General features: G+C 63.9%; 12 protein-coding genes. 6 read left to right on the top strand and 6 right to left on the bottom strand.

All coding sequences use genetic code 11. The annotated features are described in order from the left end of the window. Positions 1–13 precede the first annotated feature (13 nt). The 6 genes from THIMADRAFT_RS21365 to THIMADRAFT_RS21340 all read left to right on the top strand — a co-directional run bounded on the left by THIMADRAFT_RS21365 (position 14) and on the right by THIMADRAFT_RS21340 (position 6,816). Positions 14–256, top strand: a complete 243-nt coding sequence (locus tag THIMADRAFT_RS21365) for a type II toxin-antitoxin system Phd/YefM family antitoxin (RefSeq protein WP_233490322.1) — start codon at positions 14–16, stop codon at positions 254–256. A 280-nt stretch (positions 257–536) separates the two neighbouring features. Beyond that, positions 537–1,886: a 3-phosphoshikimate 1-carboxyvinyltransferase gene (gene aroA / locus THIMADRAFT_RS21360; protein WP_007195202.1), complete on the top strand. Its 1,350-nt coding sequence runs from the start codon at positions 537–539 to the stop codon at positions 1,884–1,886. A gap of 201 nt (positions 1,887–2,087) precedes the next feature. Then, positions 2,088–2,765 carry a (d)CMP kinase gene (cmk, locus tag THIMADRAFT_RS21355; RefSeq protein ID WP_040733488.1) on the top strand — a complete coding sequence of 226 codons (678 nt, stop codon included), beginning with the start codon at positions 2,088–2,090 and terminating at the stop codon, positions 2,763–2,765. A gap of 139 nt (positions 2,766–2,904) precedes the next feature. Beyond that, on the top strand, positions 2,905–4,584 hold the full coding sequence (gene rpsA / locus THIMADRAFT_RS21350) for a 30S ribosomal protein S1 (RefSeq protein WP_007195200.1): 1,680 nt from the start codon (positions 2,905–2,907) through the stop codon (positions 4,582–4,584). Between the two features lie 86 nt (positions 4,585–4,670). Next, positions 4,671–5,012, top strand: coding sequence for an integration host factor subunit beta (locus THIMADRAFT_RS21345; RefSeq protein ID WP_007195199.1), 342 nt, complete (start codon positions 4,671–4,673; stop codon positions 5,010–5,012). Between the two features lie 268 nt (positions 5,013–5,280). Next, positions 5,281–6,816 (top strand): aminotransferase class V-fold PLP-dependent enzyme, encoded by a 1,536-nt coding sequence (locus tag THIMADRAFT_RS21340; RefSeq protein ID WP_007195198.1) that lies wholly within the window; start codon positions 5,281–5,283, stop codon positions 6,814–6,816. A 202-nt stretch (positions 6,817–7,018) separates the two neighbouring features. Here the strand turns inward: THIMADRAFT_RS21340 and THIMADRAFT_RS25050 are convergent, their stop codons facing one another. The 6 genes from THIMADRAFT_RS25050 to putP form a co-directional block, all read right to left on the bottom strand. Continuing rightward, positions 7,019–9,778 carry a response regulator gene (locus THIMADRAFT_RS25050; RefSeq protein WP_007195197.1) on the bottom strand — a complete coding sequence of 920 codons (2,760 nt, stop codon included), beginning with the start codon at positions 9,776–9,778 and terminating at the stop codon, positions 7,019–7,021. A 138-nt stretch (positions 9,779–9,916) separates the two neighbouring features. Beyond that, a complete protein-coding gene (locus tag THIMADRAFT_RS21330; RefSeq protein WP_007195196.1) occupies positions 9,917–10,810 on the bottom strand; it encodes a transporter substrate-binding domain-containing protein in 894 nt (297 codons plus the stop codon). 65 nt (positions 10,811–10,875) lie between these two features. Beyond that, positions 10,876–12,261 carry a phosphate regulon sensor histidine kinase PhoR gene (gene phoR / locus THIMADRAFT_RS21325; protein WP_007195195.1) on the bottom strand — a complete coding sequence of 462 codons (1,386 nt, stop codon included), beginning with the start codon at positions 12,259–12,261 and terminating at the stop codon, positions 10,876–10,878. 71 nt (positions 12,262–12,332) lie between these two features. Further along, a complete protein-coding gene (gene phoB / locus THIMADRAFT_RS21320) occupies positions 12,333–13,019 on the bottom strand; it encodes a phosphate regulon transcriptional regulator PhoB (RefSeq protein WP_007195194.1) in 687 nt (228 codons plus the stop codon). Positions 13,020–13,271: 252 nt separating this feature from the next. Next, positions 13,272–13,475 carry a hypothetical protein gene (locus THIMADRAFT_RS21315; RefSeq protein WP_007195193.1) on the bottom strand — a complete coding sequence of 68 codons (204 nt, stop codon included), beginning with the start codon at positions 13,473–13,475 and terminating at the stop codon, positions 13,272–13,274. Continuing rightward, positions 13,472–14,974 (bottom strand): sodium/proline symporter PutP, encoded by a 1,503-nt coding sequence (gene putP / locus THIMADRAFT_RS21310; RefSeq protein ID WP_007195192.1) that lies wholly within the window; start codon positions 14,972–14,974, stop codon positions 13,472–13,474. The genes THIMADRAFT_RS21315 and putP overlap by 4 nt, the downstream gene beginning before the upstream one ends. Positions 14,975–15,039: the final 65 nt, after the last annotated feature.

The following is a 15,039-nucleotide window of genomic DNA, read 5'->3' as shown; positions in this document are numbered from 1 at the left end:
ACATGGTTTTGTCTTGGAGTTGGTCATGCGTCGCGTACAAGTGGTTGAAGCCAAGTCCAAATTTTTAGAATTATTAGCCGCCGTCGAAGCCGGCGAGACGATCGCGATCATGCGCCGCGGCCGAGTTGTCGCGCGCTTGGTGCCCGATGTCCCTCGCTCGGCCGCCGATGTCTTCAGGCCCCTCTGGCTGCAGGGAGACGACATCGACCTGGCCCCGCCGGCGGACTCGCCGCCGGATTCGGTCGTGACTTCGTAGGATGCGTTAGCCGTAGGGCAAAGCGCAGCGTGCCCAACAGCTCCCTGCGATGCCGGCGCGGGTTGGGCACGCTGCGCTTTGCCCCTGCCTGTTCATGTTGAATCGCCGCCGCGAAGGGCAATCAAGACGAATTCAACCGGGTATCGGGCCTGGTCGTCGACAATTGGCTGCGGCCCGGCGGGGGCAACGGGAGACCCTGATTCCGCAGTTTACCGACTCCGCCCGCAGGACTAACATAGTCGGCTTTTCAGCGTCCGGGCGCAGTCGCGCGGGAGAGCACTTGGCACATCCTTCGGATACCCGCTACCTGGTCGCGCCGGGCGGCACCTTGCGCGGGCGCCTGCGCGTTCCCGGCGACAAGTCGATCTCGCATCGCTCGATCATGCTGGCCGCAATCGCGGAGGGTGAAACCCGTATCAGCGGGTTCCTCGAGGGCGCGGATGCCTTGGCGACCCTGAATGCCTTCCGGCGCATGGGCGTGCGGATCGAAGGGCCCGACGGCGGCGAGGTGCGGGTGCAGGGTGTGGGGATGCGTGGTCTTCAGTCCCCCGACGGCCCGCTCGACATGGGCAATTCCGGGACCTCGATGCGGTTGCTCTCCGGTCTCCTGGCCGGTCAGGCGTTTCCGGTGACCCTGGTCGGCGACGGCTCGCTGTCGAAGCGTCCGATGCGGCGCGTCACCGAGCCTTTGGCGCAGATGGGTGCGCGGATCGGCACGACCGAGGGCGGAACGGCGCCGCTGGATCTCGCGCCGGTCGCGCGTCTGACTGGCCTGGACTACACCATGCCGGTGGCCAGTGCGCAGGTGAAGTCGAGCCTCTTGCTGGCGGGCCTCTATGCCGAGGGCGAGACCTGCGTGACCGAGCCCGCGCCGACACGCGATCATACCGAGCGCATGCTCACGGCCTTCGGCTATTCGGTTCGGCGTCATGCGGCCAAGGTCTGTCTGACCGGCGGCGGACGTCTGACGGGCTGTCGGTTGACGATCCCTGCCGATATCTCGTCGGCGGCGTTTTTCCTCGTCGGCGCAAGCATCGCGCCCGGCTCCGATCTGATCCTGGAAGGGGTCGGGATCAATCCGACGCGGGTCGGCGTCATCAATATTCTGCGTGCCATGGGCGGAGACATCGAGCTGATGGATCGGCGCACGGCCGGCGGAGAGCCGGTGGCGGACATTCGGGTGCGTCATGCACCTCTGCGCGGGATCCGCATCCCGGTCGATCAGGTGCCGCTGGCCATCGACGAGCTGCCGGTCCTCTTCATCGCGGCGGCCTGCGCCGAGGGGGAGACGGTTCTGACCGGCGCCGAGGAGCTGCGGGTGAAGGAGAGCGACCGTATCCAGGTGATGGCCGATGGTTTGGCCAAGCTCGGGGTGTGCGCCGAGCCGCTGCCCGACGGGATGCGCATCTTCGGCGGGGCGCTGGGCTCGACGGGCGATGCGGACACGATCGATGCTCCCTCGATCGATGCACACGGCGACCATCGGATCGCCATGTCCTTCGCCATCGCGGCCTTGCGCGCGAGCGGCCCGGTCGCGATCCGGGACTGCGCCAACGTCGAGACCTCCTTTCCCGGATTCGTCGAGCTGGCTGGATCCGCCGGCTTGAGCATCCAAGCGACGCGGGGCTGACGGGATGCCGGCCACGATGGCGTTGTTCCTCATCCCGGCCGTAGGGTGGACGAGCGAGAGCGAAGTCCACCCAACTCGGAGGCGGCGCTGGTGGACTGCGCTTCGCTTGTCCACCCTACGGCGCTTGTCCACCCTACGGCGCTTGTCCACCCTACGGCGCTTGTCCACCCTACGGCTGCGATCAGCGAAGTGGTCGGGTTTATGAGTGAGGCCGCTCCGGTCATTACCATCGACGGTCCGTCCGGGACGGGCAAGGGCACCATCGCCGAGCTGCTCTCGGCGCGACTGGGTTGGCACTGTCTGGACAGCGGTGCGCTCTATCGCGTGCTGGGTCTGGCCGCGGAGCGCCGCGGGGTGTCGCTCGACGATGCCGAGGCGCTCGCCGAGGTCGCGGCCGACCTGCCGGTCGCCTTCGTCGCGGGCCGCGTGCTGCTCGACGGCGAGGACGTCGGCAATGCGATCCGCACCGAGCAAGCGGGGACGGCGGCCTCGCGTGTCGCCGTGCATCCGCCGGTACGCGATGCCTTGTTGCAGCGCCAGCGCGCGATGGCCGGCCCGCAGGGCCTGGTGGCGGACGGGCGCGACATGGGCACGGTCGTGTTTCCGCTGGCCCCGTTGAAGGTCTTTCTCGACGCCAGCGCCGAGGTGCGCGCGGACCGCCGGTATAAACAGTTGAAAGGAAAGGGGTTGGATGCTAACCTCCCCGACCTTGTAGATGACATCCGGGCGCGCGATGCGCGTGATCGCAACCGCAGCGTCGCACCCTTGCGTGCGGCCGAGGATGCGGTGATCGTGGATTCCACCGCGATGTCCATCGAAGAAGTGCTCGATCGGGTCCTGAAAGAGGTGAGGCGCGTCTTTCCGGAGCTGGTCCCCTAAGAAATCGACAGTCCGTCCAGCGGGAGCTCTGTCGATCCGGTCCGGGTCGGTGCCGAATGCGCCGGTCTTTTCATTTCATTCATACCCCTCGTTCCGGATGGGACGGGTCAGCGCGCCGTTCTCAGGATAATTTCAGCTTATGACCGAAAGCTTTGCCGAACTATTTGAACAGAGTCTGAGTACCACCCAACTTCAGCCGGGCACCATCGTCATCGGAACCGTGATCGAGATCACCTCCGACAACGTTGTGATCAATGCCGGGCTCAAGTCCGAGGGCGTGATCCCCAGAAGTCAATTCATCGGCCCGGACGGCCAGCTCGAGGTCGCGGTCGGCGACGATGTCGAAGTCGCCCTGGACGCGGTCGAGGACGGCTTCGGCGTCACCCGTCTGTCGCGCGAGAAGGCAAAGCGGTTCGCCGCATGGGATCATCTGGAGAAGGCGTTCGAGGCGGCCGACACCGTCAAGGGCATGATCAACGGCAAGGTCAAGGGCGGTTTCACCGTCGACCTGGGCACCGTTCGCGCATTCCTGCCGGGTTCTCTCGTGGATGTCCGCCCCGTGCGCGACACCACCTACCTCGAAGGCAAGGAGCAGGAATTCAAGGTCATCAAGCTCGACCGCAAGCGCAACAATGTCGTCGTCTCCCGCCGCGCCGTGGTGGAAGAGGAATACAGCGCCGAGCGTGATCAGCTGCTGAAGAACCTGGAAGAGGGCATGGAGGTCAAGGGTATCGTCAAGAACCTGACCGACTACGGTGCCTTTCTGGACCTGGGCGGCATCGACGGCCTGCTGCACATCACGGATATGGCCTGGCGTCGCGTCAAGCATCCCTCCGAGGTGGTCGAGATCGGCGACGAGGTCACCGTGAAGGTGCTCAAGTTCGATCGCGAGCGTCAGCGCGTCTCGCTCGGTCTCAAGCAGATGGGCGAGGACCCGTGGGTCAACATCTCGCGCCGTTACCCGGAAAGCACCCGTGTCTTCGGCAAGGTCACCAACATCGCCGACTACGGCTGCTTCGTCGAGATCGAAGAGGGTGTCGAGGGTCTGGTCCACGTCTCCGAGATGGATTGGACCAACAAGAACATCCACCCGAGCAAGGTCGTGGCCCTCGGCGACGAGGTCGAGGTCATGGTGCTGGATATCGACGAGGAGCGTCGCCGCATCTCGCTCGGCATCAAGCAGTGCGCGATGAATCCTTGGGACGAGTTCGCCGTCACCCACAAGAAGGGCGATCACGTCTCCGGCAAGATCAAGTCCATCACGGACTTCGGCATCTTCATCGGTCTGGACGGCGGCATCGACGGTCTGGTGCATCTGTCCGACATCTCCTGGGACGAGGCCGGCGAGCAGGCCCTGCGCCGCTACAAGAAGGGCGACGAGCTTGAAACCGTCGTGCTGTCGGTCGATCCGGAGCGCGAGCGCATCTCGCTGGGTGTGAAGCAGTTGGACAAGGATCCCTTCTCCAGCTTCGTCGCCCTGCACGAGAAGGGCAGCGTCGTCACCGGTACCATCCTCGATGTCGACCCCAAGGGGGCGACCATCGCCCTGGCGGACGGTGTCGAGGGTTATCTGCGTGCCTCCGAGATCTCGCGCGATCGCATCGAGGATGCGCGTGCCGTCCTGAAGGCAGGCGAGGAGATCGAGGCCAAGTTCCTGGGCGTCGATCGCAAGAACCGCACCCTTTCGCTGTCGATGAAGGCGAAGGATGTCGAGGAAGAGCAGGCGGCCATCAAGGGCTACTCGCGCGATTCGTCCACCGCGACCACCCTTGGCGACCTCCTCAAAGAGCAGATGGAAGAGGCCCAGCGCGGGGGCTGATAGCCCTTCGCGATGCCTCTTGCACGATGTCTCTTTAGGCGGGGCCCGTATTGCGGGCCCCTTCTCCTTTTCCAGGAGTCGACACCATGACCAAATCAGAGCTGATCGACGTACTGGCGGCGGCGCAGGACCACCTTCCCTACAAAGACGTGGAGGAGGCGGTACGAAAGACCCTCGATCGCATGAGCACTGCACTCGCCTCGGGCGAGCGGATCGAGATCCGAGGTTTCGGAAGCTTTTCGTTGCACTACCGACCGCCCCGGATCGGGCGTAACCCGAAGACCGGCGACTCGGTCGCCTTGGCCGGGAAGCATGTCCCCCATTTCAAGCCCGGCAAGGAGCTCCGGGACCGCGTCAACCAAGCGTTTCAAGACGAGCAGGGCAGGCAGGACGAAGAGTCCATCCCGCTCGTTGCCGCCTCTCGCTGACACTGTCGTATCGGGCACCGCGTTCGGCGGTGCCCCTCTCGGTCTCTGCCCCTCCCGTCCTGTGATTGCCTTCACAGGTCTGTCGATCGATCCTGATTAAGCTCCCGTTACCCGTGTCGTTCGGTCCCCCGGCGATGGATGGGGTGCGTGTGATTTCACCTCTTTCTTCCGTCGTCGTTGGAACCGTGCGTTCGGTGTGCCACGGTATGAGCAGCTCACCAGAGAGTGGATTGCTCCGGATCGATTTTAAGCGCAAGGGGTGTGTGGAATGGCAGCGAACAAACAGGGCTCCGGTCTTGATCGGCGTGATTTTCTAAAGGGTTTTGCTTCCGCGGGAATCGCGGCGGGGTTCGTCGGGCCGGGTGAGGTTCTTGCCAAGGCCCAGTCGGGGCCGCTCGGGGTTCCGCCGGGTCAGTTCGGCCGGGAGCTGTTGCCTCCGCCGAGCATCTCCGGACAGCCGACGGGCGAGGCGTACTGGGGGCGGGTCCGCCAAGCCTTCTCGTTGGCGGGCGACTATATCCATATGAATACCGGAACCACCGGCTCGCCGCCCGAGTTCGTGCTCAACAATCTCGCCGTCTACAACCGTTACAAGGCCGCGGATCCGCTGAGCTGGTCGGCCAACCTGGCGGCCGAGGCACCGGCGCTGTTTCCGACCTCGCCCTCCGCGACCGGCGCGCGTCAGGCGATGGTCGCCGCGGTCTACGGTGCGAACGCCGACGAGATCGTCTTAAGCTACAACACCACCGACGCCTGCAATCTGATCTTTGCCGGGACACCCTGGAAGTCGGGCGATCGGATCGTCACGACGAGCTTCGAGCATCCCGCCTTGGCCGGCCCGATCGCCTGGGCACGGGACTACCACGGGGTCGAGGTCGTCGTCGTCGATATCCCTTCGAGCTTTACCGATGCCGTGAGTGTCTCGGACGTCCTGGATTGGTTCGAGCCCGCACTTGCCGCGCCCTTGGGGGCCTACAACAAACAGTATCTCGCCATCTCCGAGATCTTCTACAAGAACGGTCTGCGGATGCCGATTCCAGAGTTGTGCGCACTGGCACGCGACTACGGCGCTTACTCGATCATCGACACGGCCCACGGTTGGGGGATGCTGCCCATCAATTGCCATGACTACGGTGCGGATTTTATCGCAGGTGCGGGTCACAAATGGCTTTGCGGAGGTCCGGGTACCGGGATCCTCTATGTCCGCAACTCGGGAGCAGGGCCGTTGCCGCCGTTCGCGATGGGCAATTTCTTTTTGTACGGGAATCCTTTCGTCGATCCGAGCCCCTGGTACGAGAGCCGCGCCTGGAACCCGAGCGTCTATATGCAGTTTCGGGGCGAGAGCAACACCCCTGCGGTCTATGCCATGACCGACGCCTTGAGCTTCTTCGATCAGATCGGCGTGTACTCGATCTACGAACGCGGCGTCGCGCTCGGCAATCATCTCAAGGGTTTGATCGCGGGCCAGTGGGGTCGTGATGCGCTCTGGGTGCAGGAGAATCCAGACACGCGGTTTGCCACCGCGCTGACCTGCTTCAATCCGTTCGCAGCCAGAGACAACGCGGCTAGCTTCGCGGCGATGAGGGACGCGATCAACGCGATCGTGAGCGGCCTCGCCGCGGAGACGCCCAAGATCTACATTCGCTCCGTGACCTGGCGCAGCAGCCAGCGCGCACCCGCCGACGACCGGATCGGATTCCGGATCTCGACCCACGGCGTCTACAACAGCTACGAGGAGGTCGAGTACGTCTTCGGCCGACTCATCGATCAGGTCGCTCGAAGCGGATTGACGCAGAGCACCTAAACCGCGCCCCGAGTGAAATGCGACATTTTCATGTTGTGTCGGGCTCCAGGATTGTTCTGAACTTTTTGGAGGCGCGGTTCAGGATTTCACCTTTTTAAGTATGGATACTTGCAAGGACTTTGGGGCGACTTGAATCGTCCCTAAAGTTTGGTCGATCCCGTCCCGGAAATCGCCTCGGGTCGTGAATTCGATCGTTGCGGGTCTACGCAGGCGCGTCTACCCGCTCGCTAGGGGCCATCGAGAGACGCTCGAGCAGGGCGAGCAATTCGCGCCGTTCGAGCGGCTTGGTGAGATAACCGTCCACACCGCAAGCCAATGCAGCCGCGCGCTCCTCCGGGAGCGCGGCGGCCGTGAGGGCATGAATCGGGATGCGCACCGCCGTCGGGTCGGCGCGCTCGCGCTCGCGGATCAGCTGGGTCGCCTCCAACCCGCCCATCACCGGCATCTGCATGTCCATCAGAACGAGATCGAAGGTGTTCCGTTCGACCTGATCCAATGCCTCTCGGCCGTTGTTGGCCAGGGTCACCTCATGGCCCCACTTCCCGAGGAGTCGGATCATGAGTTTCTGATTGACCGGGTTGTCCTCGGCCAGCAGGATCTTGAGCGGCGTCGTGTCTTGCCGCGGTGACTGCGGGGCTGGCGGGACTGGCGGGACTGGCGGGGACGCGTGCGCGGTGTCCCGCGCGCGTTCTCCCAAGGCGTTTTGAACGGCCTTCAGCAGCTCGTCGGAGGCGACGGGTTTGGCGAGCAGGGCACGTATGCCCAGGTCTCGGCAGCGCTCGGAATGGCCGGGAATGACCCCGGAGGAGAGCATGATCATCTCGAGGTGTTGCGTGCGCTGGATCCGGGTGAGCGCGGAGACCACTGCGAAACCGTCGAGATCCGGCATCTCGTAGTCGAGCAGGAGCAGATCGAACGCTCGGATGTCCGGATCGGCGACGACGGCTAGGCATTCACGGCCGTTGCGTGCCTCGGTCACCTGCATGCCCCACTGAACAAGCATGCGACAGAGAATCCGGCGATTCACCGCATTGTCGTCGACCAGCAAGACGCGCTTCTCCCTCAGCTCGGGCGGTTGCTGTGCAGCGATGTTGCTGTCGCCGACGCCGAGCGGAAGGGTCACATGAAAGGTGCTGCCCTCGCCAAGGGTGCTCTCGACCCAGATACGCCCGCCCATCAAGGCGGCCAATCGATTGGAGATCGTCAGACCCAGACCCGTACCGCCGAACCGACGCGTGATCGAGCCGTCCTCCTGGGAGAACGCATCGAAGATGCGCTTCTGGTTTTCCGCCGAGATGCCGATCCCGGTGTCGCGCACGGCGAAATGAACCTCCACCCGATCCTCTGCGATCGGCCGTGCATCCACGCACAGGGCGACCTCGCCCTGCTCGGTAAACTTGATCGCGTTGTTCAGAAGATTGACGAGGATCTGGCGCAGACGACCCGGGTCGCCGATCAAGCGGCGCGGTACGCCCGGCGCAAGCTCGCTGAGGAGCTCCAGCGGTTTCTCCCGGGCCTTCAAACGCAAGGAGCGCATGATCTCGGTGACGAGGGCATGCAGGTCGAGATCGATCGACTCGACCGCGAGCTTGCCGGCCTCGATCTTGGAGAAATCGAGGATATCGTTGATGATGATCAGCAGGCCGTCGGCCGATGACTTCACGACGACGAGATAGTCGCGTTGCTCCTCGGTCAGCGGTGTCTCGAGCGCCAATTCGGTCATCCCGATGATGCCGTTCATCGGTGTTCGGATCTCGTGGCTCATGGCCGCCAGAAACTCGGATTTCGCACGGCTGGCATCCTCGGCCCGCGCGACGCTGGTCTTCAGGGATTCCGCCATCTCTTCGAGCCGACGGGTGTTGTCGAGCAGATCCCGCTCTAAGGCCTCGCGGCGCGCGATCTCCTCGGAGAGCCGTTGGTTCTGGTGCTCGAGACGGTCGCGCAGACGATCCGATCGGGCATATTTCTCCTCGAACAGAATGGCCCGCAACCGCATGCGATCGAAGCCGACGGCCGCGAACAGCAGGACGAAGGGAAAAGCACCCAAGGTGTAGAGAAAGAGCCTCGAGCTGAGATGTCCGTAGACCGAGGCCTCCGTCATCAAGGTGAGCAGCGATAAGGGCGTACCGGCAACAGCGCTGCGCACCGCGAGCATCCCGTCGAGATCCGCCGGAGCGTCCGCCCGACGCGCCCCCCGCCGGTCCGTTCGGCGATCCGGGTCCGCGCCGATCGGCAGGAGGGTATCCTCGGGCAGCCGCGCAAGCGCTTGCGCCAGCTCGGAATCGACCGCGATCTCGGAACCGGGCGGTGCGATCACCAGGCCGTTCGGTCCGACGAGAAGCTCCTGATAGCGTGCGGAGGATGTCTCCTCGTCCCCGCTCGAGATCAGCAGCCAGGCGAGTTGATCGAGAGTGCCGACCGTGATGACGACGCCTTTGTAGACCCCTTTGTGGATCACCGGGGCGCTCGCGATCAAGCGGTGTGAATCGGTTTGAATCGAGACCGTGGATTCATGCTCGAATCCTGCCGGGAGATCCACCGATGGTGCGTCGGGCTGCAGGTCGACGAGTGTCTCGCCCTTCTCGTCGCGGTAGAGGATCCGCTCGTAGAGCGGCGATCCGCGCAGGGTCTTCTGCTCGCAATGTCGGCGGAAACGCTGCTCGATGGCATCGAGATTGGTGTTCAATCCGTACTGCAAGGACATGCCTAAAGCGAGATTGATCAGGTAGGCCTCGATCTCGTGGCTCTCGGCGAGGTCGACGGCACTGTTGCGGCGCTCGGCGGTGAAGTCGGTGACGGCGATCGCACGGCGTTGGCTGTCCGCAACCAACCGGGTGTCCGCGGCTGATCTAAGTAGATCTTGTGCCGCGAAGATATTCCAAAGGAGAATAAGCGTATAGACGCAGAAGATGGCCGCTAAAAGGAGCGGCCAGCGCGGGGCGAGTCGACCTAGCAGGGCCATTTCGGTGCGGATGGCTCGATGCCCGAGCGACTGCCCGAGGAGGTCTGTCGAGCGCCGAAGAAGGCGCGGTCACCCCGATCGGAGGGGTCTTGCGGTTCTCGACGCGATCGGGGCTCCTGCGCGCCGAGGACGCCGGATTCAGGAGTCGCGCTCGAAGAACCCGGGAAAGTAGCGACGGATCCCCGGGTAGTATTTGTCGACCAAGCGATCGTAGGTGCCATCGGCCTTGATTCTCGCGAGGTAGTCGTCGAAGGCGTCACGCAGGGCAGGCGAGCTCTTCGGAAAAGCGGCGGCAAGATCCTGATGTTCCGAGATAGGGCCGACGATCTTGATGTTACCGGCCCATTTCTTCAGATCGAGAATGGCATCCGGGACGTCCAGCAGGGTCAGCTCCGCCTCCTCGTTGAGCAGCGCCGGGACCATTTCGTTGAGGTTCGAGCTCTTGGTATAGGACTTCAGATCGACCCCGGCACCGGTCAAGCCGTAGTTGGCCGGGTCGAGACAGGTCCGCTCCATCACCAAGAGGCTTTTGGATCCGATCAGCGCCTTGGTTTGAAGAATATCACGGGAGAGGTCGTCGCTACCCGCGATCGGGGAAAGCTCGGATTCCGAGCGGGCGACCAGGAGCACCTGAGACGGAAACGTGGGTTGCGAATACAGCAGCACCTGCTCGCGCCAAGGGAGCACGGTAAACCCGGCCGCGATCATGTCCCCGCGGATCGGGTAGTCGCCTTCGAGTGTGACCTCCGAACCATTGCGCACCACGTCCTTGCCCAACAGATCGCGCATGACGTTGTAGAAATTCGTGTCGACGAGGACGTAGTCGACACCGAGTTCCTGCGCGAATCCTTTCACCAATTCAACGTCGAAACCGTCGCCGGAACCGGTGACGAAGTTGGCGTATTTGATGCCGAGATGGCGCAATTCGCCGCGCTCCCGGATCTCGTCGAGATCGGCGCACCACGTCGCCGAGGACAGTCCGGCCAGCACCAGAGTACAGCCTAGGGCGAGACCTTTGCTTAAGGCGATCATCAGCGAATCCTCCGCGACCTGTTGCGACCGGGAACGGCTTCGAATCCTACGCCCGCGCGCGAACATCAACAAGCGGCGGAACGTCCAGCTCGGTTCCGATGCAAACAGGCCCCATCGGGCCCGACGGCCGATCGGTTTTCGGTTGTCGGTTCAGGCGCCGCGCAAGGTGCGGTCGTGTGTTCGGCCTCGTCGCGGGGGATCGCTCGGGCGTGCGGGAAGACGCACGAAAAGGTCGATCCCCGATCGATCTCGCTTGCGATCAGCAGGCGCGCATCATGTCGGTTCATGATGTGCTTGGCGATGGCGAGACCGAGTCCGGTGCCCCCGGATTCGCGCGAGCGCGCCTTGTCGATCCGGTAGAAGCGTTCGGTCAGTCTCGGCAGATGCTCGGGCTCGATGCCGGGCCCGTTGTCCTCCACGCGCAGCTCCGGGCCGTCGCTCCACGTCGACCACCGAATACGGATCTCGGTACCGTCGGGTGTGTGCTTGACCGCGTTGAAGATGAGATTGGAGAAGGCGCTGCGCAGCTCGGGCTGGCTGCCGAGCAGGAGGAGATCCTCGTCGATGTCGATCGAGAAGGCGTGGCGGCCCTTGCTCAATGCGTGCGCCTCTTGAAGGATCAGATGCAGCTCGTCCGGGACATCGACGCTCTCCTGCACCTCCGGGTGCTCGTACATCTCCAGGCGCGAGAGCGTCAGCAGATCTTCGATGATCAGGCGCATGCGCTCGGCCTGATTGTGCATCAGGGTCAAAGGCCGACGATGGTTCGGGGGTGTCGCCGAGGCATCGATCAGGCTCTCGAGAAACCCTGCGATGACCGTCAAGGGCGTGCGCAGCTCATGCGAGGCGTTGGCGACGAAATCCCGCCGGATCATGTTCAGATGGTAGATCTTGGTGATGTCGCGTGCGACCACGAGCCGCTGACGCTTGCGCTCGCCGAAGGGCGTGATGCGCAGCGACAGCATCAGGGCGCGATTGTGCTCCGGGGCGAAATCCATCGGCCGCAAGGATTCGCCGGTCTCGACAAAGCCCTTGAGATCCGGATGGGTCAGGATCTCGAACAGCGGCCGACCGTCGTCTTCCGGCCAGTGCACGTTCATCAAGGTCGCCGCGGCCGGATTCGCCCAGTCGACCCGGTGCTGTTTGTCGAGAATGACCAGGCCGTCGGGTACCGCGTTGGCCGCTTCGCGAAAGCGACGTGTGAAGCGGATCTGGCGCTTGCGGCCCTTGCGACCGCGTTGCTGATACTGGGCGATGCTGCGATAGATCTCGCCCCAGAGCCCGCGCGGAAAGGGCGGGATGAGCCGATGGTGGCGCCGGATCAGCAGTGCCAGACGCGTCAGCAAGTAAAGATGACGCAGCAGATAGGCGACGAGGAACGCCGTTCCGACCCAAGCCCATTCGGGCGCGATCAGCCAAGGCCCGATGCACGAGACGATCGTGGCCGTCAACAGCCACACCTCGAACGACAGGGCCCGACGCCCGGACTCTCCCCTTGGGTTTGGCTTCGCGGCCAATCGTGTCAGGTCTTGTCCGAGAACCGATAGCCCACACCGCGCACGGTCTGGAGCAGTCGGTCGTGGCCGGACGCCTCGAGCGCCTTGCGCAGTCGGCGGACATGCACGTCGACCGTGCGCTCTTCAACATAGACCTGATCGCCCCAGACCTGATCGAGCAGCTGCGAGCGGCTGAAGGCGCGGTCTGCGTGGGTCATGAAGAAATGCAGGAGCCGATACTCGGTCGGGGCGATGTCGACGGGGCGACCCTCGGCAGTGACGCGATGGCTGATGTTGTCGATGCGCAGACCCCCGACGTCGATCTCGTCCGCCGGCTCGTCGGTCTTCGCCCGCCGCAGGACCGCCTTCACGCGAGCGACCATCTCGCGCGGCGAGAAGGGCTTGGCGATGTAGTCGTCTGCCCCGGTGTCGAGACCCTTGATCCGGTCCTCTTCCTCGCCGCGGGCGCTGACCATAATGATGGGTACGGTGCGGCTCTTGGGATTCTGCTTGAGCTGTTGGGCCAGCTCGAGACCGGAGCGTCCGGGCAGCATCCAGTCGAGCAGGATGAGGTCCGGGCTCTCGTTGGTCAGGAGCTTGCGCGCTTCGTCCGCATGTGCGGCTTCGATCACGCGGAATTCGGCGTTTTCGAGCGCAAAACGCATGACTTCGCGAATATCCGGTTCATCGTCGACGACAAGAATGGTGGTCATGGTGTTCTGAACCGCGTCCGGAGTGATCTGGGATGTTTCAAATGAGCCGCGGCCCTGCAGCGGCTTTCCGCCGTCGCCGTCGACGCGGTTCAGGTGAAAACCTCGAATTCGCAGCGTGGTTCGCCGAGGTCGACGTGGCCTTGCCGGGTTGGGGCAAGTCGACTGAGGCGCATTCTATTGACGATTGATGACGACACGATGACGGCGTCGCCCGTTGTCGGCTGCTTTTTCAACCCTCTTTTCTCGCGGATATCAGTCCTCGTGCTGATAGCGGATACGCCGACCTAAAAGCCACTGCTCGAGACGCTCGACTTTGGTGCGAAGATCGCAAGTCGGGGGCAGCTGCTCCAGATGATAGCCATACTCGATCAAGAGTGCGGTCTGCTCCTCCTCGCCGAGATCATCCCATTGACGCAACGGCGGGTCGGCATTCGGTGTCGCAGGCCGCTCGCTCATGCCGGCGGTGCCTTCAGCTCGGCCTCGACCTTGGTAAAACGCGCGGCGAGCCCCTCGTGGTTTCGCTTGTCCGCGCGACTGACCAAAACGATTGCAAGCGTTGCGAAGAGGATGCCGGGTACGATCTCGTAGAGCTCGAACAGGCCGCCCTCGAGCTGCCGCCATCCCAAGACCGTCAGGCCGCCCACCAGGATCCCGGCGAGCGCGCCGAGCCCGGTCATGCGCGGCCAATACAGCGAGAGGACCAGTGCCGGGCCGAAGGCGGCACCGAAGCCGGCCCAGGCGTAGGCGACCAGATCAAGCACCATGGCATCCGGATCGAGCGCCAGCCAAAAGGCGGCGACGGCGATCACGACGACCGTGATCCGCCCGACCGCGACCAGCTCGCGCGCCCCGGCCTTGCGGCGCAGCAGGGTGCGATAGAGATCCTCCGTGAAGGTCGACGAGGACACCAGCAGCTGCGAGTCGGCCGTGCTCATGATCGCGGCCAGGATGGCGGCGAGGAGCAGACCCGCGATCAACGGATGAAACAGCAGATCCACGAGCAGGATGAAGACCGTCTCGCGCGCCTCGGGCGCGAGCGGCTGCTCGATGATCAGGATGCCTGCAAGACCGGTCAAGGTGGCGCCCGCAAGCGTGATCGCGACCCAGGTGACCGCAATCCAGCGGGCCAGCGGGACCTTTCGGGGCGACGCGATGGCCTGGAAGCGTGCGAGGATGTGCGGCTGACCGAAATAACCCAGGCCCCAGGCGGCCAGCGAGAGGATGCCGATCAGGCCCAGCGCACTGCCGTCGGCGCGGGTGAAGGGATCCAGGAGGTTCGGGTTTGCGGCCTCGATCACCTCGAGCGCCAGGGTTGTATCGCCGATCTGCGACACGGCCACCCAAGGCACGGCGACCAGGGCCACCGCCATCAGCATCCCCTGCAAGACATCGGTCCAGGAGACGGCCAGGAACCCGCCGACCGCGGTGTAGATCATGATGGACAGGACGCCGATCGCCACCGCCCAGAGGTAAGGCAGCCCGAAGACCGATTGGAAGAGCTTGCCCCCGGCCACCAAGCCGGCGCTGGTGTAGAGCAGGAAAAACAGCAGGATGAACAAGGCGGCGATGCCGCGCAGCCATCCGGCCCGGTCTTCGAATCGGTTGGCGAAATACTCGGGCAGGGTCAGTGCATTGCCGTAGGACATGCTGAAGACACGCAGGCGTGCCGCGACCAGCCGCCAATTCGCCCAGGTGCCGAGCAAGAGTCCGCCGGCGAGCCAGACCGACTCCAAGCCGGCCGCGTAGGCGAATCCGGGTAGACCGAGCAGAAGCCAGCCGCTCATATCCGAGGCGCTGGCGCTCAATGCGGCCACACCGCTGCCGAGTCGCCGCCCGCCGAGGATGAAGTCCGACAGATCACGGGTGCGCCGATAGGCGTACCAACCGATCATCCAGACCACCGCGAAGTAGACGGCGAAGGTCAATGCGAGAAGGAAAGGATTTTGGGTCGACATGCGGGGTCCTTGCGATTGGCCGATTCGCCTTGTCGGATCGGTCTCGGATCGTTAGTTTAGGGTTT

The organism is Thiocapsa marina 5811 (genome assembly GCF_000223985.1).
GTDB lineage: Bacteria > Pseudomonadota > Gammaproteobacteria > Chromatiales > Chromatiaceae > Thiocapsa > Thiocapsa marina.
The sequence above is the reverse complement of the archived record's forward strand: the minus strand, read 5'-3'. Positions and strand labels throughout refer to the sequence as shown.